This window comes from Arthrobacter sp. TmtSoilC51 (assembly GCF_055388015.1).
On sequence record NZ_AP035877.1, the window covers coordinates 4,456,857 to 4,479,742 of the forward strand.

Consider the following 22,886-nt stretch of genomic DNA (forward strand, 5'->3'; position numbering starts at 1 on the left):
CCTGACTTTTATCGAGGGGTTGGAAGCAGCTCAATCCAGCAACGCATCGAGCTTGTCGAACGAGGTGCCCCAGCCGTCCCGTGTCATTTCCACCCATTCTTCCGACGCGAACGGCCCTTGGGTGAGATGCATCCGGGTACGCCCGTTGAGGTCTTCGAATTCGAGGTGCATTTCCTCGTACTCATGATCGGCATCGGGAGCAGCCTTCGCTCTTGCCACCAAAAGGGCTGGCGCGTCCAGCTCTGTGATGACAGCTTCGATGGGTGCTTCCTGATCCCCCTCCTCGTCCGTCCATGCCATAACCACCTGCCAGATGCCGCCTACGCGCGGTTCCACGATGATCTTGTCCCGGGGAGCATCCACCTCCACAGGACCGAACCACTTGGTGAGCTGGTCGGGGTCCATCCAGGCGTCGAAAATCCGCTCACGCGGGGCGTCAAACTCGCGGGTCATGGTCAGGGTGTACTGTTCCGTGCTCATTGCGTGACTCCTGGTTCAGTGTGGCCGTGTTTTTAGGTGAGTGGTGTCTTTAGGTGAGTGGTGTCTTTCAGTGAATCTTGTCGTCATGAGCGAGTCTAGGTGCGCACGTGGCACGCCCCGATGTTCTCTCAGATAATCACCCGATTTGCCCGATGTTCTCTCAGATCGTGGACGGCCGACGAGTACCTGCCCGCAGGACATGAGAGAGGAACGCCCGAAAAGCCGCAGGACGTGAGAGAGGAACGCCCGAAAAGCCGCAGGACGTGAGAGAACAACACCCCAAACACCGCAGGACGTGAGAGAAGGTTTACGCCTTGGCTGCTTCCACGAACGCGCGGATCTTGGCCAGGTCCTTCACTCCCCGGGATGACTCCACCCCCGAAGAAACGTCTACCCCCCAAGCACCCGCCGCAGCAGCAGCGAAGGCGACGTTGCCGGGTTCGAGCCCACCCGCGAGCAACCACTCACGGCCGTCGAGTCCCTTGGCCCGCACGGACGCGTAGTCCCAGGACTCCCCCGACCCCGGCACGGCCGCATCAATCAAGAGCAGTTCCTCGCCCAGATCACTGAACTCGTCCGGGTTGGCACCCATGGTGACGGCCCGGATAAGCCGCATCCCGGCGTCGTGCACTGTCTTGACGTCGTCGGCAGTGCGGGTGCCGTGCAGTTGAACCCAGGTGAGTCCTGCGGCGCGCGCAACAGAAATGGCATCCTCGGCAGGCTCATGCCGGAACACAGCCACGGCGTGAACACCTGCCGGTACCAGTGGCAACAGAATTCGTACCTGATCAGGGCTGACTTCACGCGGGCTGGACGTCAGTACGAAGCCGACGGCGTCCGCGCCGGCATCCACGGCGGAGCGCACGGATTCAGGCGTGCTCAATCCACACACTTTGACGAACATCCCGCGCCTCCAGCCCTAACCAACAACCAAACCTCCATATGACGTTAGCAAGCCATGCCGGCAACGGAGAACCGGTGTCCACCACTAGGCTGGTCGGATGGAGATCATCCGCTTTGCCGACATCCACCCCGAACCGTGGCGCAACGGAGGCGGGGTGACGCGCGAACTCGCCAGCCACCCGAAGGTCGCTTCAGCCCAGGACGGGGCATGGGACTGGCGCGTCAGCATTGCCGATGTCTCCAAGGCTGGCGACTTCTCCACCTTCCCCGGCATGGAACGCGTGATCACCATCATCGACGGCGAATTGCTGCTGCTGACCGTCGACGGCGAAGAGCACCCGCTGGAGAAGTATCGTCCGTTCCGTTTCTCCGGCGAGGCAGCGTCGTCCGCCACACTGCCCACTGGGGACATCCGCGACCTCAACGTCATCGCCCGAGCCAGCGCGTTCAAGGGGTACACCTCCATTGTCGAGATCTCCAAGAAGCGCGCACACCCCGTTTTCGAGGGCCAGTTGGCCATCCTCCTGGAAGGCAAGGCGACGGTTGCGCGTGGCGCCGATCCGGAGGAAGGCACCCCTGTAGGGGACGGGCCCGACGGCGGCCAACCAGCTCCCAGCGCGGCCGAACCGGTTGAGCTGCACCGCTACGACGCCGTGGTGGGCTCGGAAAAGCGGAGCCCCGAGATTTCGGGCCGGGGTTTCATTGCAGTGATCTCCATCGACAAAGTGGAGCCGGCAAGCGCCTAATCAGGTGACTTTGGCCACCAGAAGTGGCCACCCTACGCGGGAGTTGCTAGCCTGAAATGAAGGTTCCGCTCTGGAACCTCCGGACGACGGTTCAGTACCCGGCACGCGACAAGACTGGCCAAAGGATCTGTCATGTCGTGGTTAATTCTCATTCTTTCCGGCGCGCTTGAGGCCGTCTGGGCTGCCGCCCTGCACCGCTCCAAGGGCTTCCGCAAACCCATACCCACAGTGGTTTTCCTGGTGTCCGTCATCGCCAGCACCGGCGGCCTTGCGATCGCCATGCAATCCATTCCTACCGGCACGGCGTACGCGGTGTGGGTGGGTGTCGGCGTGGTACTAACGTCGGCTTACGCCATGGTCACCAAGGTGGAACGCGCGACGACGGCCCGGCTGCTGTTGCTCGCAGGTATCGGCGCGTGCGTGGTTGGCCTGAAGGTGGTGGCCTAGCCATGGCTGCAACAACAACCACTACCAGGAACACAGCAAAGAATGGCGTTTTCTGGCTGGTTCTCCTCGCCTCGGCCATCCTGGAGGCTGTATGGGCCACGGCGCTGGGACTTTCCGACGGATTCACGCAACTCATTCCCACGTTGGTCTTCGCGGTCACGGCAACCCTGAGCATGCTCGGGCTGGGTATAGCGGTGAAGCGCATTCCCCTGGGCACAGCCTATGCAGTATGGGTGGGAATCGGTGCGGCGCTGACCGTCGGCTGGGCCATGGTCACCGGCGTCGAGCCTGCGAGTCCGCTGAAGCTGCTGTTCATCGCGGGAATCGTGGGCTGTGCTGCCGGTTTGAAGGCCCTGCCTGCTGAGAAACCTGTAGCCAAGGCAGAGTAGCTACCACTCCGTGGCTCTCCATTTCGACGGACCGCTGCACAACAGCCTGACACACACGGTCCTACCATCGAATACGCAGCGAGCCGTCGAACTGGGCATCCCACCAGCCAGGCTCACTCCATCTCCATCGCTCCTGCAGGAATACCCACTGCGTCCATGGAGTTCACGCCAACAAAGGGCACTTTGGAACACCAACACGCATGGGAGAAGTTCATGACTGCAGTTCAACTCGGCGATGGCCTCAATGTCAGCCCCCTCGGCTTTGGGGGCATGGCCCTGACACCGGTGTACGGGGGAATCGACCCCGAGGAAGGCCTGCAAACACTGAGGCATGCCGTGGATGCGGGCATCACGTTCATCGATACCGCAGATGTGTACGGAGCGGGCAGTAACGAGGAACTCGTGGGCAGGCTCCTGAAGGAGCGGCGCGACGAGATCCAGTTGGCAACAAAATTCGGAATAGAGGGCAACGCCGCGAACGGATACACGGGAGTTCGCGGCGATGCGCCCTACGTCAGGCAGGCGGCAGAAGCTAGCCTCCGCCGCCTGGACACTGACGTGATTGACCTCTACTACCTGCACCGCCGTGACCTCCGCGTTCCGATAGTGGAAACCGTGGAGGCCATGGCGGAGCTGGTCCGTGAGGGCAAGGTTCGGCACCTCGGACTGTCTGAGGTGACAGCCGAGGAGCTCAGGCAGGCCAACGCCGTCCATCCCATTGCCGCGGTCCAGAGTGAATGGTCAATCTGGAGCAGGGATGTTGAGCAATACGTTGTTCCCGCAGCGAAGGAACTCGGTGTTGGCTTTGTGCCTTATTCGCCGCTCGGCCGTGGGTTCCTCACAGGAACCGTTAGCGCGAGCGACTTGGGCGAGAACGACTTCCGCCACAAGATTCCCCGCTTTGGTGGCGAGGCCCTTGATGCAAACCAGGCCGTCGTGGACGCGGTTCGCAAGGTGGCCGATGCCCTGGGAGCAACTCCTGCCCAGGTAGCTCTCGCTTGGCTGATGGCCCAGGGCAAGCGCCTTGGGCTTTCGGTGGTCCCCATCCCCGGTACGCGGAAAACGCACCGGATCGACGAGAACCTTGGGGCGCTGTCCCTGCAACTGGGAACAGCGCAACTTGAGGTGCTCGATCTGGCCGCGGACGCCGTCGTGGGTTCACGTTCCGCCGACCCCAACTGGGTGTCGCAGGGCCGCGAAGCCAACCCGGCAACTGCATAGACTGAGCCGATGGATTCCCTTAGTCACTCATCGCGCGACGTCACCATCCGGAGCATCGCGGTCAGCGAGATGAACAACAATGTGTACCTGTTGACCTCGAAGTCCACAGGTGTGCAACTGTTGATCGACGCCGCCGATGACCTTCCAGCCATTGAGCAACTTCTCAAGGACAGCGCTCCGGATACTTCCGCAGCGCCGAAGCTCGTCAGGATCGCCACCACCCACCAGCATTGGGACCACATCCGTGCCTTGGGCGAGCTGGTGTCACTTACCGGTGCAACCACTTCGGCAGGAGCGGACGACGCCGATGCGTTGCCCGTTCCGGTGGATGTCCGGCTTGGTCACGGCGACGTCGAGCGGTTCGGCGACTTCGAGATCACGGCGATCCACCTGCGTGGACACACCCCCGGCTCGATCGCTTTCGTTTACCAGGATCCCGACGGGCCTGCCCACATTTTCAGCGGGGACTCGTTGTTTCCGGGCGGCGTCGGCAACACACAGAACGATCCTTCACGTTTCACTTCACTGTTGAACGACGTGAAAGAGCGGCTGTTCGACACCTATCCGGATGACACCGTGGTCCACCCGGGCCATGGATTGCCCACGACCCTCGGCGCCGAGCGGCCCCACCTTGAGGAGTGGCGCGCCCGGGGCTGGTGACTTACGCGGATGCAGAGCGGGCCTCACAACTTGAGGCTAGCGACCGCGACGCTCGTTCGACGCGGGAGCCGATGCGCGGCGCGGGCCACTGCGTGCCGGACGGCCAGCGCCCGAGCCGCCGCGACCGGAGTTACCGGAAGCTCCTGAACCATAGGATCCACCGGAGGTAGCGCCCGTTGCGGAAGACCATACGGCCTTGTTTCCACCAGTGCGGGTGCTTGTGGTGGAAGCCGTACGCGGAGCCGAAGCTGAGCGCTGGCCACCGGTAGCAGCACGCTGGCCCGAAGCGGGACGACCACTACGGCCGCCCTGGCCCTGCGAGCCGGGAACGTCGTTGCGGTGAGTGGCACCAGCCTTGCCCCGACCGCGTGAGCTGCGGGCGACGTCGTCGTTCATTGCTGCGCGACGATCGGCGCGGTTGATGTCGGTGCGAACCGGCTCAGCTGCGACCTTGCCGCGTCCGCCGCGACCGCCACGGCCCCCCGCGGTGGGGGCCGCCTGGCCGCCGGTACGGCGTGCGCGCTTTCGCTGGGCATTGGCGCCCGTGGAGGTGCCGCCACCCTGCGGGGCTTTCGCCGCGAGGAGGGCCGCACGGGTGCGGGGATCAACCTTGTCCGCGATGTCGCCCACGAGCTCGGCGACCAGCGGGGAGTTGGCCGTGACGCGCTCGAACGATACGTCCACGCCGGCGGCCTTCATGAGCTTCTTGACGTCGCTCTGCTGCTCAGGGAGCGTCAGGGTGACAACGGTTCCATCGGAACCTGCGCGGGCCGTACGGCCTGAGCGGTGCAGGTATGCCTTGTGCTCCGTGGGCGGGTCCACGTGGATGACGAGTTCGACGTCGTCAACGTGCACGCCACGGGCTGCGACGTCGGTAGCCACCAGGACGCGAACGTCACCGTTGGAGAACTCGGCAAGGTTGCGGTCGCGGGCGTTCTGCGACAGGTTGCCGTGAAGGTCGACGGCCGGGATGCCGGCGTCGGTGAGGGTCTTGGCAAGCTTGCGGGCGTGGTGCTTGGTCCGCATGAAGAGGACGCGGCGGCCGGCGCCGGAGGCCAGTTCGACGATGAGCTGCTTCTTGACCGTCTGGTCGTTGACTACCAGGACGTGGTGTTCCATGGTGGTGACGGCGGCCTGGGGATCGTCCACGGAGTGCGTCAGCGGGTTGGAGAGGTAACGGTTGACCAGCTTGTCAACACCGTTGTCCAACGTCGCTGAGAAGAGCAGGCGCTGACCCTGGGTGGGGGTCATGTCCATGAGCTTCTTGACGACCGGGAGGAAGCCGAGGTCAGCCATATGGTCGGCCTCGTCCAGCACGGTAACCTCAACGGCTTCGAGGGTCAGGATGCGCTGGCGGATCAGGTCTTCGAGGCGGCCCGGGCAGGCGATGACGATGTCGACGCCGGCGCGCAGCGCCTTTTCCTGGCGTGCCTGGGAGATGCCGCCGTAGATGACCGTGGTGTTCAGGCCCATGGCCTTGGCCAACGGCTCGATGGTGGCGTTGATCTGGGTTGCCAGTTCACGCGTCGGCGCAAGGACGAGGCCCATGGGGCGGCCCGGCTTGCGGAAGTGCTTGGCTTCACGCTCGGCCAAGCGGGCCACAAGCGGGATAGCGAAAGCAATGGTCTTGCCGGAGCCGGTGCGGCCACGGCCCAGGACGTCACGGCCTGCGAGGGTATCCGGGAGGGTCTTCACCTGAATGGGGAATGCCTCTTCGATGCCGTCTGCGGCGAGGGAATCAGCAATGGCCTTGGGCGTGCCAAGGGCAGCAAAAGTAGTCATGTACTTATGTCTTTCGGGCGGTGTCCAGTTGCGGACATCGGCCCCCGACGCCGGTTGGGCCAGGGGTTCGCCGAGGAAAAGTCAGGTGGTCTACCGGTTCGCAGCTATTGCGTTGGCCGGGACCAAATGGAAGCGTTCATCGACGCAGGATGTGCCTCTCACATGAAAAATGCCCCGCTGCGTAGCCTGTTGGGCCACCTGCTTCAGGGCGTCACCGCACATCAAGTGTTCCCAGTCTAGCAGTGTTGGACGCGGAGCCTTGCATCAGGGCTGGTCACGTTCGCGTCCGCCCGCCCAACTAGGTCGCAATTAAGCGCGTTATGAGCCCTCAAAACGCGCTTAAATGCGACCTAGACGATATGTATGGGCTGGCTGCGGTTTGGCTGGTTGGTTTCCTTCTGAGGGGGCGATTGTCGCCGGGCAAGGTTTCGGAGCGCCAGCTTTGGGCGGGCCTTCGGGGGGTTTGTTTGTTGATGGCGCTCCGGAGCCTTGCCCGGCCGGGTCTGGCCCGTATCAGAAGGACGTGTGGGGTGGGGGTTCCGGCGGGCCAGGGCTATGGGTGTGGGGCTGGAACCTTCTCTTCAAAGCATCCCGTGGGTTGCCCCAGACTCGTTTTAGGGGGGTAGAGCCACATTTGAAGTTTGGAGGTTCCAGCTATGTTTGAGCGTACTCATGTGGGCTTGGATGTCCACGCTTTGACTGTCGTCGCGTGCGCGATTGATGGTCAGACCGGCGAGATTTCCCGGGCACGGCTGACGCCGGACCATCAGGAGATTCTGGGATGGATCAAGACACTGCCGGGCCCGTGCCAGGTGGTGTATGAGGCCGGTCCTACCGGTTTTCCGCTGGCAAGGGCTTTGCTGGCTGCTGGGATCGAGTGTCTGGTCGCGGCTCCCTCGAAACTCCAACGCCCGCCCGGGGACAGGGTCAAAACAGACCGCAACGATGCCTTGCATCTGGCCCGGTTGTTGAAACTGGACCAGATCACCGAGGTCACGGTCCCGAGCCCCTCTCAGGAAGCTGCCCGGGACTTGGTCCGTGCCCGCGAGGATATCCGTGGTGATCTGATGCGCGCCCGGCACCGGGTTTCCAAACTCCTGCTGCGCCAAGGCATCCACTACACCGGCGGCAGAACCTGGACCCATGAGCACTTGTCCTGGCTCTACTCCCAGAACTTTGACTCACCGGCACTGCAACTGGCCTACGACCTCGCCGTGGAGTCCGTCATTGAAACACTTGTCCGCCGTGACAGGGCCGATCAAGCCATCCGGACCATGGCCTATGACAGCGAATACACTCCCGTGGTGCGCTCTTTGGAGTGCTTGCGGGGTGTCTCCACGCTGACAGCGTTCGGTCTGGCCGTCGAAATCGGCGACTGGACCCGCTTTACCGGCTCGACGATAGGCGCGTATCTCGGACTCGTTCCCAGCGAGAGTTCATCTGGCGGGCACCGCTCCCAGGGATCCATCACGAAAACAGGCAACACCCACGCCCGCAGGCTCCTGGTCGAAGCGGCCTGGCACCACCGCCGCGCCTACACCCACCCCTCCAAAGAGCTGCTGTCCCGTTGGGAAGCGGCAACCCCCTGGGCAAGAGCCCGTGGCAAAGCCGGCAACAAACGCCTCCACGAACGCTGGCTCGTTTACCAGGAACACCGGAAACGTCCCGTGATCGCCGATGTCGCGATCGCCCGCGAACTTGCCGGGTGGTGCTGGTCACTGGCCAGTGAAGCCCAACGGACAACGCAACACCAAAACCTCTAAACGTCCGGGGGAGCACCCGCACAAAAGGAGGGGACCACCGGTTACACCGGCAGCGCTTGGAGCAACCCGCGACCCAACTATGGGCAACCATCAAGGCCACGCCCGATCCCTAGAGAAGCGATAATCTCCAGGCCGGACACCTCGTCCTGCGGTAATCAACCCGCGCATATTAGTCTGACCACGCCGTCGCCAACGACACGCTGGACCCCCCGAACACAAGCACACCCCCGGACCAAAAAGGAAGCGACCCCGGAACCAACCCGGGATCGCTTCCCCACGCCCATTGACAAACGAAACTACATATTAGTTGGGGTGTGTGAGTGAGAGTTCCGGTGCGGCGTCCCGGGATGCGGATGCGGTGGCATGAGCGGCGACGCGTGGCGCTACAAGAACCCCGACGACGGCGATCACCGCCGTCAGCGCGAAGACCCCCGCAAACGGGTTCGTCGTCGTAAATGCCGCGAAGACGAGTCCCGTGGCGGCGAGGGCCAAGGCGCCGCCCAGGGAATCGGAGATGGACATCGCTGCGCTGTTGAAGCCTTGGTTATCGGGGGTGGAGAGAGCCAATGTCATGACGCTCAGCCGCGGGTACATGAGCCCCATGCCGCCGCCTGCCAGGATCCAGCCGCCAATGGCGATGGCCGCCGGCAGCGCCAACGCCGCTGTCACCAGGGCCAGAACTATGGCCACCAGTACCAGTGCGGCCCCAATCTTCACGGCGAGGGCATCAGCCAGCTTGGAACCCAACCGGCCCTGAAGAGCGGACGCCCCTGCCCAGGCGAGCGCAGCACCGGTCAGCGTGAGCCCGGCAAATGTCGGCGTGAAAGCATACTGTTCGGTCAGCAGGTACGGCAGGTAAACCTCCGCGCCGAAAAACGCCGCCGACGCCAACCCGCGGGTGAGGATCACGCTGGGAAGACCTCGCCGGGCAAGCAGTGTTCCGCGCGGGACCAACGGCCGTACCGCCACCACAGCAAGGACAAGCGCGACGACGGCAATCACCCCGCCCACGCCCGGAACCTCCGCTGAAAGGTTCAGTGCGAGGACGGTCAGGGCAGCCAGCGCCGCCCACCCCATGCGTCCGAAAGCCCACGGGACAGGCTGTTTATCTGTTTCGGCGTCGGGAGCCATCCCCCGCACGGCTGGCACCACCATCAGCAGCGCCGGAACAACCAGCCCCACCACGCCAAGGAATACCCAGTGCCAACTGCTGAGCTGTGCCACGATGCCTGCAGCGAACGGACCCACCAGGGAAGGGATGACCCAGGAAGCAGCAAACGCAGCAAAGATCTTGGGATGCAGCACCGGCGGGTAGACGCGGGCTACCAGCACGTACAAGGCCACGGTCATGGCACCGCCCCCAAGTCCCTGCACGAGCCGCCCAAGCACCAGGACCTCCATGCTCCCGGCCGTTCCGGCGATCAGCAGGCCGGCAACGAAGAGCGCCACCGACCCGTATAGCGGTGCCGCCGGCCCCCGACGATCGGACCAGTTGCCTGCCGCCACCATGCCCATCACGCCCGTTGCCAGCGGGCCGGCGAAGGCCAGCGCATAAAGACTGGCTCCGTCCAGGTCCCGGCTGACGAGCGGCATGATGGTGGTAACCGCCAAGGACTCGAAGGCGCTGAGGAAGACGAGCGCGCAAGCACCGACGGTAGCCAGTAGGTAGGGGCGGCGGAGTATTCCGGCCGTTGAGGAGTCAGAGGTCATGGACGTTACCCTAGAACCTCAACTAATGTTGAGGTCAATCCACCACGCCCACCACTGGAGGACCAGCCATGCCGCAAGTTCCAGGCAGCGCCCATCGCCCCCTCAGCATTGGTGAGCTTTCCGAGCGGAGCGGAGTATCGCCGTCGGCCCTGCACTTCTACGAACGCAACGGGCTCATCGCAGCTGAGCGCACGGCCGGCAACCAGCGGCGGTACCGGCGCGAAACGCTGCGGCGGGTGGCTTTCATCAAGACTTCTCAAAGAGTCGGCCTTCCCCTGAAGGACATCCGCGAGGCGCTGGATTCCCTGCCGAACGGGCGGACGCCCACCAAACGGGACTGGACACGGTTATCGTCGCGGTGGCGCAAGGAACTCGACCAACGGATTGCCGCGCTGCAACACCTGCGGAATGATCTGGACGGATGCATCGGCTGTGGTTGCCTGAGCCTGAAGTCGTGCACGCTTCAGAACCCTGCCGACGAACTCGGGGCCGCCGGAGCGGGAGCGCAACGTTGGAACCAGTCCGGATAATCCCATTAGATGATCGCCGTCATGACATTCCAGCCCACTCCCACCTGTACCCGCGGCGAATATCCCCCGAAGCCCTGCCCCGGGTAGAGCCACAGAGTGCCGCTGGCGTCGCGGGCAAGGATGTCCGGCATGTCGTCGCTGTCGAAGTCGCCTGGGGTGACGATTGCCGACATAACATTCCACTCGATGCCAACCAGCAAGGGTGGGTACCAACCACCCAAGCCGTCGGGTTCGTAGAGAAACAGCGTGCCCCAGGTATCGCGGGCAAGGATGTCGCGCCCCGGGTAGCGGAGGTTCCCCGGGCCCATAATGGCCGTCATCACGTTCCAGTTCGTACCCACCTTCGATCTCGGCAGCCACCCACCCGAGCCGTTCCCCGGATACAGCCAGAGGTCACCGGCACTATCCCTGGCAAGGACATCGGCTTTGCCATCATCATCAAAATCGCCAGGGGCCACGACGGCGGTCATCGCGTTCCAGCCGATGCCGACTTTGGAGCGGGGCAGCCAATCAGAATTGCCGTCGCCCGGATACAGCCACAAATCGCCAGCCTCGTCGCGGGCCAGGACGTCCGGTTTGGTGTCTCCGTCAAAGTCGCCTGATGCCATCAACAGGTTCATGATGTTCCAACCCGAACCAACCTGTGAGCGGGGCAGCCAGCCTTTGTTGCCGTTTCCGGGATACAGCCACAGGGCGCCGGATGAGTCCCGTGCCAGAACGTCCGTGGCACCGTCGGAGTTGTAGTCCTTCCACACGTTCTCCGGCTGTGGAGTGGAAACCGCCACAAGGTAGTCTCCTTGGTTTCCCGGAATGACGTACCCTTTGGAGCTGTCCGGAGCCATGACCAACTGGCGGGGAAGCAACCCGTCCTCCAAGTTGATGACTCCTGCCGGTTTGAGCGTCGGCAGGCTGAGCACGTTGATGTCGTGGCCCAGCACATAGAGCCGCCCACCGTCCGGACTGACCTGGACAGAGAGGGATCCCATGTTCATGACCGGGCCGTCACCGAGGCCGACCCGCGTCAGTGAATTGCCCTGCAGATCGACTTCAGCCACGTAATTGTCATTGGAAATCTGGTCCACGACGAACGCCCGCGACCCATCTGGAGTGAAGCTTGGCGCCGTGGCCACGGCTTGAGTTTGCACTTCCCCGATCACGGTATTCGTGGTGACGCTTACGATGGCGATGCCGCCTTCGAGCTTGGGGTAATACAGCTTTGATCCGTCCGGGGACATGGACCCTCCGGTTGACGTTCCCCCGAGCGGAATGGTGCTGGTCACGGTGTTTGTAGACGTCTCAATGGCGGAGACCGACTGGTCCAAGAGGTTCAGGGCGAAGGCCGTGGCCCCGTTCGGCGTCACAAGAATCTGCGTTGGCTCACGGCCAACGGGAATGGAGGAAACCACGGACGCCGCCGCCACATCGATGACCGCAACGGTTCCCGGCGTCGAACCTGTGTCCGCCGGAGTGCCGTACACAGCCGCGTAAACACTGGATGAGTCAGGAGTAAATGCCAGGCTGAAGACCGGGCCGTCCACGGGTATGTCCGCCACCACCAGGGAGGCGGTGTCCACCACGGTCAGGAAATGCTCCTGGAGCTCGCTGGTTGCGAGGAACACCTTGGCGCCGTCGGGGCTGACCTCCATGGCCGTAACATCCCGGACATCCATGCCCGCTGTCACGGTGTCGGTGGCAACATCAATCGATGTGAACGCGCCGGATGCGGACACTGTGAACAGCTTGCTGCCATCGGGGCTCACCTCGACGAAGTGCGGGCTGGGGACCTCGATCTTCGACGGCGTCCCGAAAGTTGCCATCGGCGCGGTGACGGTTGGTGCAGCGATGGACGGTGCAGCGACTGTGGCAACGGCGTCGGGGTTTAGCGGATTGGCCTGGGCGGGCAGCCCTGAAGCCATGAGTGCAAAGGCCGCTACGAACGCCACAAAAACGGCACGCGCACGGAAAGCAGGCGTCCGTAACATCATGAATCCCCCCGGTTTCATGCGCCACTGACTTGAGTCCGGCGCTTGGATCAAAGGCTAGTCACCATCAAATGGAAAAACCAGATCTTAGTGTTCGTATGTGTGGTTTTGCCGAAACAGCAACAGGCGTTGCCTAAGCAGGCAGCTCACGGCACGCTTGGGTTATGGCTGAACACACTCACGACGGCGGCACTCACCGCGCCTCGGGCGGCGCGCACCAGGACACCCACCAGCGCGGCGACCAGCAAGGACGCTTGAACTTGCACGAAGATGCCGACAACGCCGTGGATATGTGGGACGGGATGTACCGCGAGCGCCCGAAGATCTGGAGCGGGAACCCTAATCCACAATTGGTCGCCGAAGCCGCCGGTCTCCGCGCTGGAACCGCCCTGGACCTTGGCTGCGGCGAGGGTGCAGACGCTATCTGGCTCGCCGGGCAGGGCTGGACGGTCACCGGAATGGATGTGTCCGCCGTCGCGCTTGAACGTGCGGCTGCCCATGCAGCGGAATCCGGCCACGCCCACCGGATCACCTGGCAGCAGCAGGACCTTGCCGAATGGAAGCCGGAGCCCGTCTTCGACCTCGTTTCCGCACAGTTCCTCCACTCCCCTCTCCTGCCGTGGCGTGACTCCGCGGCATCAGCAGCAGCGGCGGTGGCCCCGGGCGGCACGTTGCTGGTGGTCGGCCATCACCCCCATGGACTCGCTCCATGGAGCCACCACCACGAGACGGGCATGTTCTTCACGCCGGAACAGTTGGCTGGCGCGCTCCGCCTGGACCGCGAGCCGTGGTTCGTCAACGTTCTGACTTCGCGGGAACGCACCATCACGGGTCCGGACGGCGAGACGGCCACGATCTTGGACACTGTACTCAGGGCGACGAAGCATCTCTGACGCGGCTTCTCTGACACGGCTTCGCTCTAACTCGGCTTCTCTAGCGCGGCCGTTACGGCGGGCAACGGCACCCAGGCGGCGTCGCCGTCGTCGTTAACCTCCGCAACCAACCAAGCCCCAGGCAACCAGTCAGGCTGTTTCCGGCAGCAGTTCCCCATAGGGCGCCACCACTGTCCCGGTGGCCGTCGAGTCCGGGTTCAGCATCCAGCCAACCCGTTTGGCCGTATTTAACATGACCACGCTCTCAACGAGTTCGATGCCCGGGATGCGCTGCTGGATGGCAAGTTCCATTTCCATGACCTCCGCCAGCGAGCGCAGCCACATGATCATGGTGAAGTTGGTGCGGCCGGTGGTGGACGCGGAGAACCTGACATTCCTGACAGAACGCAGTTCCGTTGCTGCCGCTTCGTGCTGGCCGGCGGGAACGTTCGCGAACCATTGGACGGTAATGGGATAACCGGAAAATTTCTGGGCGATCTCGCAGCGGAAGGAGAGCATCCTGCTGCTTAGCACCCGCCCCAACTGGCGTTGCACGGTAGCAGGATGCCGCCCCAAGGCCCGGGCGATCTCAGCAGCAGAAGCGCGGCCATCGCGTGCGAGGAACGGGATGAGCGCCAGATGACTCTCGGGCAGCGGCACGACGATGGCGTCCGGAGCGGATGGGTTGGCCGATTCGGGCCCCGCCATCGCCCGGAGCGCCTGCTGTTCCCCTTTGGTGAGCACATTCAGCCGCCACGCATAGCCGCTGGTGTGGATGCGGGTACACAGCGACGTGTGGTACTTCGTAAGCCCCCGGACTTCCTTGAGTCTTGGCAGCAGGCTGGTGCTGAACTGATCGAGGTCCTGGGTGATGACAGTGAGCGTGAGGTCGCGGTTACTGGCCGCTTCTTCCACAGTGATGACTTCGGCGAGTTCTGCCAGGGCTGCCGTGACCTGCGGCCGGAGATCCATTTCGCAGTCGATGTCCACCATGGCAAGGCACATGTTCTTCGGATCGCCCATGAGATGCGCCGTAGTCCAGGCCGCACCGGCAGCCTTCAGGCGGTCCCACCGCGCGGCCAAGGTTGTGGCGTGGACGCCCAGGACTTCGCCGGCGTCGGACCAGCTGATGCGGGGCGAAATCTGCAGGGCATTGATGAGGCGCAAATCCTCTTCACTGAGTTCCATGAGTTCATTCTCGCAAACGATGCATGAATCCTGCGTTCTTGAGAGATTCATGCATTTTTATAGATGTTTTCGAGATTGTGAGTCAAGTCACCACAGAATTGCAATAAGGACCTGTAGCCGAGCACACCAGGAGAACACATGACCATCGCGGCCGACGCCAAGGAACTGCAGAACGACATTGTCCGCCTCCGCCACGACCTCCACCGCGAACCGGAGATCGGCCTGCAGCTCCCCCGCACTCAGGAAAAGGTGCTGAAGGCGCTGGATGGACTCCCGTACGAGATCACCCTGGGCAAGGACACGACGTCTGTCACCGCAGTCCTCCGCGGTGGCGCGGCTTACGCGTCGGCCGAGAAGCCCGTGGTGTTGTTGCGCGCAGACATGGACGGCCTTCCAGTCCAGGAGACCACCGGAGTTGACTACACCTCCAGGATCGATGGCGCCATGCACGCCTGCGGTCACGACCTCCACACGTCCATGCTCGCCGGAGCCGCCACCCTGCTGGCTGAGCGTCGCGATCAGCTGGCCGGCGACGTCGTCCTCATGTTCCAGCCCGGCGAAGAAGGCTACGACGGCGCGAGCTACATGATCAACGAAGGCGTCCTGGACGCTGCCGGCCGCCGCGCTGACACGGCCTACGCAATGCATGTGTTTTCCTCGCTGGAACCGCACGGCCAGTTCGTCACCAAGAACGGTGTGATGCTTAGTTCCTCGGACGGGCTCGTGGTGACCGTGCTTGGCGCAGGCGGTCACGGCTCGTCACCCCATTCGGCCAAGGACCCCGTGACCGCTGCCGCAGAAATGGTCACGGCCCTCCAGGTCATGGTGACCCGCCAGTTCAACATGTTCGACCCCGTTGTCCTCACCGTCGGCGTGCTCCACGCCGGAACCAAGCGGAACGTGATCCCGGAGACCGCCCGTATCGAAGCCACCATCAGGACCTTCTCCGAAGCGTCACGGCAGAAGATGATGGATGTAGTACCCAAGCTGCTCCAAGGCATCGCTGCAGCCCACGGCCTGGAGGTTGATGTGGACTACCAACAGGAATACCCCCTCACTATCAACGATGAGGACGAGACGAACACCGCGGAAAAGGTCATCGCCGGCATGTTCGGCGAGTCCCGCCTGACGCGGATGGCTACTCCCTTGAGTGGTTCCGAAGACTTCTCCCGTGTGCTGGCCGAAGTCCCGGGAACCTTCGTCGGGCTCAGTGCCGCTGCCCCCGGCACCGACCACGCGACGTCGCCCTTCAACCACTCGCCTTACGCGACGTTCGACGACGGCGTCCTCACCGACGGCGCCGCCCTGTACGCCGAACTCGCCGTATCCCGCATCGCCGCCCTCGCCGCCGCCAACTAACTCCCTGCCCTATCCCACCTTGGAGAAACACATGACCGCCACCGTTGGAACGTCCACCGAAGTCAAGGTCCACAAATCCCACCTGCGCACGCTCGTGGGAACCGGCATCGGCAACGCCGTTGAATGGTACGACTGGGCTATCTACGCTACGTTCTCGCCGTTCATCGCGAGTGCCTTGTTCAGCCAGGCCGACCCCACATCAGCTGTGCTGTCCACTTTGGCGATCTTCGCCGTCGGGTTTGTTGCCCGGCCGTTTGGCGGTTTCGTATTCGGCTGGATCGGCGACCGCATCGGCCGCAAGACGTCCATGACGGTAGCGGTTGCCCTCGGCGCTCTCGGCAGCCTCCTCATCGGCATCGCTCCGACGTTCCAGGCTGTGGGCGCGTTCGCATCTGTGATGCTCCTGCTTGCCAGGCTCATCCAGGGCCTTGCCCACGGTGGTGAGCTGCCGTCGTCGCAAACGTACCTGTCCGAGATGGCACCCAAGGAAAAGCGCGGCTTCTGGGCGACGCTCATCTACACGTCCGGCACCGCCGGCATTCTCGCAGGAACCCTGCTTGGCGCGATTCTCACCGCTGTCCTGTCCAAGGACGACATGAGCGCCTGGGGTTGGCGCATTCCGTTCCTCATCGGTGGCGCGCTTGGCATCTATGCCCTGTTCATGCGGGCCAAAATGAAGGAAACCCATGCCTTCGAGGCCGAGACACCCAAGGAAAAGCGCTTGCCGATGTGGCCGCAGATCGTGAAGTATCGCAAGCAGGCACTGCAGGTCATCGGCCTCACGGTTGGCCTCACGGTGGTCTACTACATCTGGGGCGTCGTGGCACCGAGCTATGCAGCCACCACGTTGAAGATGGACCGCGGCGCGGCACTCTGGGCCGGCGTGATCGCCAATGTCGTATTCATCGCCGCACTCCCGTTCTGGGGCAAGCTGTCCGACCGTATTGGCCGCAAGCCTGTGCTGATAGGTTCGTCCATCGGTGCCATGATCATGCACTTCCCCATGACGTGGCTGCTCAAGGATTCGCCGTGGCAGCTGACCGTGTCCATGTCCGTGATGCTGTTCTTCATCGCTGGCAGCGCGTCCATTGTCCCGGCCGTCTACGCCGAGCTGTTCCCGACGCACATCCGCACCGTTGGCGTCGGTGTCCCGTACTCCATCTGCGTCGCTGCCTTCGGTGGCACGGCTCCGTACCTCCAGACCTGGCTCGCCAGCATTGGCCAGGGTTATTTGTTCAACGTGTACGCAGTGATCCTGCTGGTGATCGGCATCGCGTTCGCCTTCTCGATCCCCGAGACCAAGGGCAAGGACCTGACGCACTAGCTTCTCCCAGCTTCCCAACTAATATGTAGTTTCGTTTGTCAATGGGCGTGGGGAAGCGATCCCGGGTTGGTTCCGGGGTCGCTTCCTTTTTGGTCCGGGGGTGTGCTTGTGTTCGGGGGGTCCAGCGTGTCGTTGGCGACGGCGTGGTCAGACTAATATGCGCGGGTTGATTACCGCAGGACGAGGTGTCCGGCCTGGAGATTATCGCTTCTCTAGGGATCGGGCGTGGCCTTGATGGTTGCCCATAGTTGGGTCGCGGGTTGCTCCAAGCGCTGCCGGTGTAACCGGTGGTCCCCTCCTTTTGTGCGGGTGCTCCCCCGGACGTTTAGAGGTTTTGGTGTTGCGTTGTCCGTTGGGCTTCACTGGCCAGTGACCAGCACCACCCGGCAAGTTCGCGGGCGATCGCGACATCGGCGATCACGGGACGTTTCCGGTGTTCCTGGTAAACGAGCCAGCGTTCGTGGAGGCGTTTGTTGCCGGCTTTGCCACGGGCTCTTGCCCAGGGGGTTGCCGCTTCCCAACGGGACAGCAGCTCTTTGGAGGGGTGGGTGTAGGCGCGGCGGTGGTGCCAGGCCGCTTCGACCAGGAGCCTGCGGGCGTGGGTGTTGCCTGTTTTCGTGATGGATCCCTGGGAGCGGTGCCCGCCAGATGAACTCTCGCTGGGAACGAGTCCGAGATACGCGCCTATCGTCGAGCCGGTAAAGCGGGTCCAGTCGCCGATTTCGACGGCCAGACCGAACGCTGTCAGCGTGGAGACACCCCGCAAGCACTCCAAAGAGCGCACCACGGGAGTGTATTCGCTGTCATAGGCCATGGTCCGGATGGCTTGATCGGCCCTGTCACGGCGGACAAGTGTTTCAATGACGGACTCCACGGCGAGGTCGTAGGCCAGTTGCAGTGCCGGTGAGTCAAAGTTCTGGGAGTAGAGCCAGGACAAGTGCTCATGGGTCCAGGTTCTGCCGCCGGTGTAGTGGATGCCTTGGCGCAGCAGGAGTTTGGAAACCCGGTGCCGGGCGCGCATCAGATCACCACGGATATCCTCGCGGGCACGGACCAAGTCCCGGGCAGCTTCCTGAGAGGGGCTCGGGACCGTGACCTCGGTGATCTGGTCCAGTTTCAACAACCGGGCCAGATGCAAGGCATCGTTGCGGTCTGTTTTGACCCTGTCCCCGGGCGGGCGTTGGAGTTTCGAGGGAGCCGCGACCAGACACTCGATCCCAGCAGCCAGCAAAGCCCTTGCCAGCGGAAAACCGGTAGGACCGGCCTCATACACCACCTGGCACGGGCCCGGCAGTGTCTTGATCCATCCCAGAATCTCCTGATGGTCCGGCGTCAGCCGTGCCCGGGAAATCTCGCCGGTCTGACCATCAATCGCGCACGCGACGACAGTCAAAGCGTGGACATCCAAGCCCACATGAGTACGCTCAAACATAGCTGGAACCTCCAAACTTCAAATGTGGCTCTACCCCCCTAAAACGAGTCTGGGGCAACCCACGGGATGCTTTGAAGAGAAGGTTCCAGCCCCACACCCATAGCCCTGGCCCGCCGGAACCCCCACCCCACACGTCCTTCTGATACGGGCCAGACCCGGCCGGGCAAGGCTCCGGAGCGCCATCAACAAACAAACCCCCCGAAGGCCCGCCCAAAGCTGGCGCTCCGAAACCTTGCCCGGCGACAATCGCCCCCTCAGAAGGAAACCAACCAGCCAAACCGCAGCCAGCCCATACATATCGTCTAGGGGACAGCACACGTCGCTATGAGCCCTCATTACGACATGTGCTGTCCCCTAGTTGGTTAGACGAACTTGTTGCGGCCTGCCCGATAGCCGAAGAAGGCAGCCAGCGCTCCGACCACAAGGAACAGGATTCCCGCCGCCGCGAATCCGCCCGTGGCTTGGTGCAGTTGTCCCACGAGCAGCGTTCCCACCGATCCCACTCCGTAGCCAACACCCTGCATCATCCCGGACAGGTGCGCAGCGGTATGGGCATCGCGTGTGCGGACCATGATCATGGTGAGGGCAACCGCGGTGAGCGATCCCTGGCCGAGGCCCAGCAGTCCGGTCCAGATCCAGATCAGCCCAGTGGGACCGAAGATGCTGAGGGCGAAGCCGCCGCCGGTCATCAGGGCCACTACGGTGTTGATGACCCGCTGGTCACTGAACCGCGTGGCCAAGGCAGGGGCGAAGAGTGAACCGAGCATCTGCAGGACGATCGACACCGAAACAATCAATCCCGCGGTTCCGCCATCAACGCCGCGGTCCCTCAGGATCGGCGCCAGCCAAGCGAACACGCTGAACGACATCATGGCCTGCAGCACCATGAACAAAGTCACCTGCCACGCCACCGCGGACCTCCACACGTTGACTCCGCCGCTCACAGCGTGGTGCCGTACGGGGTGCTGGCGGACGGCCAGCGGAAGGAAGAGCAAAAGCACGACGGCGGCAGGCAGCGCCCAGGACCACAGCGCCGAAGTCCACTGGCCGGTTGCCGCAAAAACCGGATACGTGAAGCCTGCACCAAGGGCTGCGGAGGCGCAGATTGCCGTGGTGTACAGGCCACCCATGAGCCCAAGCCGGTGCGGGAAATCCCTTTTGACCACGCCCGGCAGGAGTACGTTGCAGAGCGCGATCGCCGCTCCGCAAGCTGCAGTACCTACGAGAAGCGTGGGCAGGTGGCCCACTCCCGGGACGTCCACGGGCCGTAGAAGCAATCCTGCTGTAAGGACAGCCATTGCTCCCAGCAGCACCCGTTCTGCACCGAAACGGCGAGCCAGGATCGGGGCGAGAGGTGCGAAGACACCCAGCAACGTCACGGGCACGGTAGTCAGGACCACCATCGCCCAGCCCGGCAGGCCGGCGTCGGACGTTATTTCCGGAAGGACAGCTGAGAAGCTCGAGAAGACCGTCCGCAGGTTCAAACCGATCAGCACCAAGCAGATGCCCAGGTAGACGAGTCCCCTCTTGGAGCGCAGCTGCGTAGGGGGTGCCGGCGGGACGTCGTCGATCTCAGCGTCGACTGCAATTTCGGGGAGGACCGGTTTCTCTGCGTAGCCGGGAGTCTTCGAGGAGGTCACACGTCCTATTCTGTCAGCCGTGTCCGATCTGCTGCCTATGGGCGTGAGGTGACCGGGGTTGAAGGCCGGCAAGATTGTCCACATACGCCGGATTACCTCTGTCTGTGCCGCATCGGCGTCCATAGCGTTGAGGGCATGAACCAAACTTCTTTGCGCCCGCCAACATCGTCGAACCCGAAAAAGTCGGAGGCGTCGATCGGATATGTTCTCGTCCCGCCAAAGCAGCCCCCTGGGCTAAACGCAGGAATTGGCAGCCTCGTCTTTGCCGTTGCTGCGCTCTTACACCTGAACGTCACATTGCCTGCGGCGTTATTGGTTGCGTTTTTCACCAGGCCACCCTCTGAGGCGGGACCTTACGATTGGATTGCCCCGACCGTATTGTGGAGCCTCCCGGCCCTGTGCGGCTTTGTTTCTTTGGTACTCGGCACGGCATCGGTGGCGCTGGCTCGACGACCCACGCCAACCGGGCGGCACACCAAGGCGTGGTTCACAGGAATTGCCGGGCTGGGCGTTCTCGGGCTGGACGTTGCAATTGTTGCTGCCTGGATTTCTACCACGCACCGCATCATGATCCTGTTTTGACGCCGGAGCACGGATCCAGCCTCGTCTGAGCCAGCCAGCTGCCCCGACCGAACCGAAGTATTCTGGAAACGATGAGTGAAACCCCAGATTCCCCCCGACCAGTCACACCCGGTAGCCAGGCTTCCTTCGGAACCTACGGTGGCCGGCCGGTCAGCTTCGTGCGCCGCGGTACCCGTTTGCAGGGACGCAGGCAGGCCGCGTGGGAGGAGCACGCCGAGCGCTGGGCCGTCCAGGTTCCGCGCCACGTCGCCAACACGTCGGTGCACCCCGATTACACGTTCGACGCCGAGGCCGTGTTTGGGCGCAAAGCTCCCCTGATCGTCGAGATCGGCTCGGGTCTGGGTGATGCAGTGGTCCATGCTGCCGAACAGAATCCGGACAAGGACTTTCTGGCCGTGGAGGTTTACACGCCCGGGCTGGCAAACACCATCATCAAGATCAACAGCCGTGGCCTGACCAACGTCCGGGTGGTGGAAGCCAATGCGCCCGAGGTCTTGGAGTCGATGCTTCCCGCCGGTTCGGTCAGTGAGCTCTGGGTATTCTTCCCCGATCCCTGGCACAAAGCACGGCATCACAAGCGCCGCCTCATCCAGCCGGCTTTCGCTTCCGTGGCTGCCAAGGCGCTGGAAAAGGGTGGCTACTGGCGCATTGCCACCGACTGGTCCAACTACGCCGTACACGTCCGCGATGTCCTGGCAGGCTCGACGGAATTCGAGAACATGCACGAAGGCGAGCGCAGTGGTGAGGAGAGCCCGCTGACGCAAGTGTGGCAGTCCGGCGTCGAGTCCGTTGTTGGAGGGGCGCCCGTGCGGGAAGGCCGGGCACCTGTCAGCACTGAGCACACGGGGCCGAACGAGGGCGTGGACGAGGAAGGCGGCTGGGCTCCCCGGTTCGAGGGCCGTATCCGCACGAGCTTTGAGAACAAAGCCCACGAGGCCGGGCGAATGATTTTCGACCTCACGTATCGCAAGATCTAGCCAACGTACTTTGGGGGAAATATGAGCTATCAGCCATCGATTGACCACTACCAGCAGCCTCAACGGTCCAGGACACCCGGGTTGGGTGCCGGCATCACAAGCATCGTCGCGGCAGTGCTTTCGCCCGTCGCCGCCGTGGTCAGCATTCCGCTGGGCGTCGCCGCCGTCGCTTCGGCGATGAGCCGCTACAACCCGGGCAACGACGTGTGGTGGTTCAGTGCGCTTATTCTGGCGGTGATTGCGGTGGTTCTTGCCGTTGTGTCCGTCGTCAGTGGGCTCATCGCCGTATTTCGGGCTGGGCGCATGAACGCCGGACGCATTACGGGGATCATCGGTCTGGCTATCATGGCGGTCAACGTTTTTGGTGTTGCCTTCATGGTGCTCCTGGTGCTTGGTTCAGGGCAGGGGTCCTGAATGCCACAGGTCCGCGCCGAGCGGTTCATCCGTTTGGATCCCGAAACAGCTTTCGCACTCTCGCAGACCACTGGTGAATTCAGGCTCAGATGGGATCCGTTCATTTCGGCCCAAAGCTTCGTGGACGGAGCCAAGGCAGCAGGCAAGGGCGTGCGTACACGAACCGTGTCCCGCATGGGACTGAAAATGGTCAGCGAGTACGTCTCCTACACCCCGCCCCGAAATGTAGGGATGACCATGGTGTCCGGGCCTTGGTTCTTCGGGAACTTCGGCGGTGGCTGGCGGTTCACCCCCGACGACGGCGGCACCCGGGCAGTCTGGAAGTACACCTTTTCCTGCCGCCCGGCCTGGCTGAAGCCCATGGCAGAGAGAATCGGAAGCTGGTTGTTGGGCCGCGAAATTGAACGCCGGATCGAAGCATTTGCACGCGCCTGCGAAGACCCCGCACTTGTAGCCGAGTTGCGGGCGAATCTACGGTACTGAAA

22 protein-coding genes and 1 riboswitch are annotated in these 22,886 nt (G+C 63.1%); of the genes, 14 read left to right on the forward strand and 8 right to left on the reverse strand.

Annotation, left to right across the window (positions count from 1 at the left end; translation table 11 throughout):
* Positions 1-30: 30 nt before the first annotated feature.
* Together ACZ5G6_RS20325 and ACZ5G6_RS20330 are read right to left on the reverse strand one after the other, a co-directional pair.
* Positions 31-480 carry an SRPBCC family protein gene (locus ACZ5G6_RS20325; RefSeq protein WP_223934603.1) on the reverse strand — a complete coding sequence of 150 codons (450 nt, stop codon included), beginning with the start codon at positions 478-480 and terminating at the stop codon, positions 31-33.
* A 307-nt stretch (positions 481-787) separates the two neighbouring features.
* Positions 788-1,384, reverse strand: coding sequence for a phosphoribosylanthranilate isomerase (locus ACZ5G6_RS20330; protein ID WP_223934604.1), 597 nt, complete (start codon positions 1,382-1,384; stop codon positions 788-790).
* Positions 1,385-1,481: 97 nt separating this feature from the next.
* On the opposite strand from ACZ5G6_RS20330, the gene ACZ5G6_RS20335 reads away from it, so the two are divergent.
* From ACZ5G6_RS20335 to ACZ5G6_RS20355, 5 genes are all read left to right on the forward strand, one after another.
* Entirely contained in the window at positions 1,482-2,129 is a 648-nt protein-coding gene (locus tag ACZ5G6_RS20335) for a HutD/Ves family protein (protein ID WP_223934605.1), read from the forward strand.
* A 57-nt stretch (positions 2,130-2,186) separates the two neighbouring features.
* A riboswitch (guanidine-III (ykkC-III) riboswitch) is annotated at positions 2,187-2,252 on the forward strand.
* A 9-nt stretch (positions 2,253-2,261) separates the two neighbouring features.
* Positions 2,262-2,576, forward strand: coding sequence for a DMT family transporter (locus ACZ5G6_RS20340; RefSeq protein WP_223934606.1), 315 nt, complete (start codon positions 2,262-2,264; stop codon positions 2,574-2,576).
* Between the two features lie 2 nt (positions 2,577-2,578).
* Complete coding sequence (locus ACZ5G6_RS20345) at positions 2,579-2,965, forward strand: DMT family transporter (protein WP_223934607.1); 387 nt, start codon at positions 2,579-2,581, stop codon at positions 2,963-2,965.
* A 213-nt stretch (positions 2,966-3,178) separates the two neighbouring features.
* A complete protein-coding gene (locus tag ACZ5G6_RS20350; protein ID WP_498687681.1) occupies positions 3,179-4,186 on the forward strand; it encodes an aldo/keto reductase in 1,008 nt (335 codons plus the stop codon).
* A 9-nt stretch (positions 4,187-4,195) separates the two neighbouring features.
* Positions 4,196-4,846, forward strand: coding sequence for an MBL fold metallo-hydrolase (locus ACZ5G6_RS20355; protein ID WP_498687684.1), 651 nt, complete (start codon positions 4,196-4,198; stop codon positions 4,844-4,846).
* A gap of 36 nt (positions 4,847-4,882) precedes the next feature.
* Here ACZ5G6_RS20355 and ACZ5G6_RS20360 read toward each other — a convergent pair whose 3' ends face one another.
* A complete protein-coding gene (locus tag ACZ5G6_RS20360) occupies positions 4,883-6,628 on the reverse strand; it encodes a DEAD/DEAH box helicase (RefSeq protein ID WP_223934610.1) in 1,746 nt (581 codons plus the stop codon).
* 656 nt (positions 6,629-7,284) lie between these two features.
* On the opposite strand from ACZ5G6_RS20360, the gene ACZ5G6_RS20365 reads away from it, so the two are divergent.
* Positions 7,285-8,391: an IS110 family RNA-guided transposase gene (locus ACZ5G6_RS20365; RefSeq protein WP_498685838.1), complete on the forward strand. Its 1,107-nt coding sequence runs from the start codon at positions 7,285-7,287 to the stop codon at positions 8,389-8,391.
* A gap of 303 nt (positions 8,392-8,694) precedes the next feature.
* Here the strand turns inward: ACZ5G6_RS20365 and ACZ5G6_RS20370 are convergent, their stop codons facing one another.
* Positions 8,695-10,101 carry an MFS transporter gene (locus ACZ5G6_RS20370; protein ID WP_223934611.1) on the reverse strand — a complete coding sequence of 469 codons (1,407 nt, stop codon included), beginning with the start codon at positions 10,099-10,101 and terminating at the stop codon, positions 8,695-8,697.
* A gap of 68 nt (positions 10,102-10,169) precedes the next feature.
* On the opposite strand from ACZ5G6_RS20370, the gene soxR reads away from it, so the two are divergent.
* A complete protein-coding gene (gene soxR / locus ACZ5G6_RS20375; protein ID WP_223934612.1) occupies positions 10,170-10,631 on the forward strand; it encodes a redox-sensitive transcriptional activator SoxR in 462 nt (153 codons plus the stop codon).
* Between the two features lie 5 nt (positions 10,632-10,636).
* Here soxR and ACZ5G6_RS20380 read toward each other — a convergent pair whose 3' ends face one another.
* The gene (locus ACZ5G6_RS20380; RefSeq protein ID WP_498687688.1) at positions 10,637-12,616 is read right to left on the reverse strand and encodes an FG-GAP-like repeat-containing protein; all 1,980 of its coding nucleotides are present in this window, start codon (positions 12,614-12,616) and stop codon (positions 10,637-10,639) included.
* Positions 12,617-12,777: 161 nt separating this feature from the next.
* On the opposite strand from ACZ5G6_RS20380, the gene ACZ5G6_RS20385 reads away from it, so the two are divergent.
* The gene (locus tag ACZ5G6_RS20385) at positions 12,778-13,506 is read left to right on the forward strand and encodes an SAM-dependent methyltransferase (protein ID WP_498687689.1); all 729 of its coding nucleotides are present in this window, start codon (positions 12,778-12,780) and stop codon (positions 13,504-13,506) included.
* A 129-nt stretch (positions 13,507-13,635) separates the two neighbouring features.
* On the opposite strand, the gene ACZ5G6_RS20390 is transcribed toward ACZ5G6_RS20385, so the two are convergent.
* On the reverse strand, positions 13,636-14,673 hold the full coding sequence (locus tag ACZ5G6_RS20390; protein ID WP_223934615.1) for an Lrp/AsnC family transcriptional regulator: 1,038 nt from the start codon (positions 14,671-14,673) through the stop codon (positions 13,636-13,638).
* A 138-nt stretch (positions 14,674-14,811) separates the two neighbouring features.
* Here ACZ5G6_RS20390 and ACZ5G6_RS20395 point away from each other — a divergent pair, with 138 nt between their 5' ends.
* Complete coding sequence (locus ACZ5G6_RS20395; RefSeq protein ID WP_498687691.1) at positions 14,812-16,032, forward strand: M20 metallopeptidase family protein; 1,221 nt, start codon at positions 14,812-14,814, stop codon at positions 16,030-16,032.
* Between the two features lie 31 nt (positions 16,033-16,063).
* Positions 16,064-17,356 carry an MFS transporter gene (locus tag ACZ5G6_RS20400; protein ID WP_498687693.1) on the forward strand — a complete coding sequence of 431 codons (1,293 nt, stop codon included), beginning with the start codon at positions 16,064-16,066 and terminating at the stop codon, positions 17,354-17,356.
* A 325-nt stretch (positions 17,357-17,681) separates the two neighbouring features.
* Here the strand turns inward: ACZ5G6_RS20400 and ACZ5G6_RS20405 are convergent, their stop codons facing one another.
* Together ACZ5G6_RS20405 and ACZ5G6_RS20410 are read right to left on the reverse strand one after the other, a co-directional pair.
* Positions 17,682-18,788: an IS110 family RNA-guided transposase gene (locus tag ACZ5G6_RS20405; protein ID WP_498685838.1), complete on the reverse strand. Its 1,107-nt coding sequence runs from the start codon at positions 18,786-18,788 to the stop codon at positions 17,682-17,684.
* Between the two features lie 362 nt (positions 18,789-19,150).
* Positions 19,151-20,428 carry an MFS transporter gene (locus ACZ5G6_RS20410; protein ID WP_498687694.1) on the reverse strand — a complete coding sequence of 426 codons (1,278 nt, stop codon included), beginning with the start codon at positions 20,426-20,428 and terminating at the stop codon, positions 19,151-19,153.
* Positions 20,429-20,563: 135 nt separating this feature from the next.
* Here ACZ5G6_RS20410 and ACZ5G6_RS20415 point away from each other — a divergent pair, with 135 nt between their 5' ends.
* The 4 genes from ACZ5G6_RS20415 to ACZ5G6_RS20430 all read left to right on the forward strand — a co-directional run bounded on the left by ACZ5G6_RS20415 (position 20,564) and on the right by ACZ5G6_RS20430 (position 22,884).
* Positions 20,564-21,010, forward strand: coding sequence for a hypothetical protein (locus ACZ5G6_RS20415; protein ID WP_498687696.1), 447 nt, complete (start codon positions 20,564-20,566; stop codon positions 21,008-21,010).
* A 71-nt stretch (positions 21,011-21,081) separates the two neighbouring features.
* Entirely contained in the window at positions 21,082-21,987 is a 906-nt protein-coding gene (trmB, locus tag ACZ5G6_RS20420) for a tRNA (guanosine(46)-N7)-methyltransferase TrmB (RefSeq protein WP_498687698.1), read from the forward strand.
* 21 nt (positions 21,988-22,008) lie between these two features.
* Positions 22,009-22,401: a hypothetical protein gene (locus ACZ5G6_RS20425; RefSeq protein WP_498687700.1), complete on the forward strand. Its 393-nt coding sequence runs from the start codon at positions 22,009-22,011 to the stop codon at positions 22,399-22,401.
* The gene (locus ACZ5G6_RS20430; RefSeq protein WP_223934622.1) at positions 22,402-22,884 is read left to right on the forward strand and encodes an SRPBCC family protein; all 483 of its coding nucleotides are present in this window, start codon (positions 22,402-22,404) and stop codon (positions 22,882-22,884) included.
* Positions 22,885-22,886 lie beyond the last annotated feature (2 nt).

Coding starts and splice junctions, on each gene's coding strand:
- ACZ5G6_RS20370 (WP_223934611.1), bottom strand. CDS start 10,101: ATGACCTCTGACTCCTCAACGGCCGGAATACTCCGCCGCCCCTACCTA.
- ACZ5G6_RS20360 (WP_223934610.1), bottom strand. CDS start 6,628: ATGACTACTTTTGCTGCCCTTGGCACGCCCAAGGCCATTGCTGATTCC.
- ACZ5G6_RS20340 (WP_223934606.1), top strand. CDS start 2,262: ATGTCGTGGTTAATTCTCATTCTTTCCGGCGCGCTTGAGGCCGTCTGG.
- ACZ5G6_RS20385 (WP_498687689.1), top strand. CDS start 12,778: ATGGCTGAACACACTCACGACGGCGGCACTCACCGCGCCTCGGGCGGC.
- soxR (WP_223934612.1), top strand. CDS start 10,170: ATGCCGCAAGTTCCAGGCAGCGCCCATCGCCCCCTCAGCATTGGTGAG.
- ACZ5G6_RS20345 (WP_223934607.1), top strand. CDS start 2,579: ATGGCTGCAACAACAACCACTACCAGGAACACAGCAAAGAATGGCGTT.
- ACZ5G6_RS20355 (WP_498687684.1), top strand. CDS start 4,196: ATGGATTCCCTTAGTCACTCATCGCGCGACGTCACCATCCGGAGCATC.
- ACZ5G6_RS20415 (WP_498687696.1), top strand. CDS start 20,564: ATGAACCAAACTTCTTTGCGCCCGCCAACATCGTCGAACCCGAAAAAG.
- ACZ5G6_RS20425 (WP_498687700.1), top strand. CDS start 22,009: ATGAGCTATCAGCCATCGATTGACCACTACCAGCAGCCTCAACGGTCC.
- ACZ5G6_RS20390 (WP_223934615.1), bottom strand. CDS start 14,673: ATGGAACTCAGTGAAGAGGATTTGCGCCTCATCAATGCCCTGCAGATT.
- ACZ5G6_RS20325 (WP_223934603.1), bottom strand. CDS start 480: ATGAGCACGGAACAGTACACCCTGACCATGACCCGCGAGTTTGACGCC.
- ACZ5G6_RS20395 (WP_498687691.1), top strand. CDS start 14,812: ATGACCATCGCGGCCGACGCCAAGGAACTGCAGAACGACATTGTCCGC.
- ACZ5G6_RS20400 (WP_498687693.1), top strand. CDS start 16,064: ATGACCGCCACCGTTGGAACGTCCACCGAAGTCAAGGTCCACAAATCC.
- ACZ5G6_RS20350 (WP_498687681.1), top strand. CDS start 3,179: ATGACTGCAGTTCAACTCGGCGATGGCCTCAATGTCAGCCCCCTCGGC.
- ACZ5G6_RS20335 (WP_223934605.1), top strand. CDS start 1,482: ATGGAGATCATCCGCTTTGCCGACATCCACCCCGAACCGTGGCGCAAC.
- ACZ5G6_RS20380 (WP_498687688.1), bottom strand. CDS start 12,616: ATGATGTTACGGACGCCTGCTTTCCGTGCGCGTGCCGTTTTTGTGGCG.
- ACZ5G6_RS20430 (WP_223934622.1), top strand. CDS start 22,402: ATGCCACAGGTCCGCGCCGAGCGGTTCATCCGTTTGGATCCCGAAACA.
- ACZ5G6_RS20365 (WP_498685838.1), top strand. CDS start 7,285: ATGTTTGAGCGTACTCATGTGGGCTTGGATGTCCACGCTTTGACTGTC.
- ACZ5G6_RS20405 (WP_498685838.1), bottom strand. CDS start 18,788: ATGTTTGAGCGTACTCATGTGGGCTTGGATGTCCACGCTTTGACTGTC.
- ACZ5G6_RS20330 (WP_223934604.1), bottom strand. CDS start 1,384: ATGTTCGTCAAAGTGTGTGGATTGAGCACGCCTGAATCCGTGCGCTCC.
- trmB (WP_498687698.1), top strand. CDS start 21,082: ATGAGTGAAACCCCAGATTCCCCCCGACCAGTCACACCCGGTAGCCAG.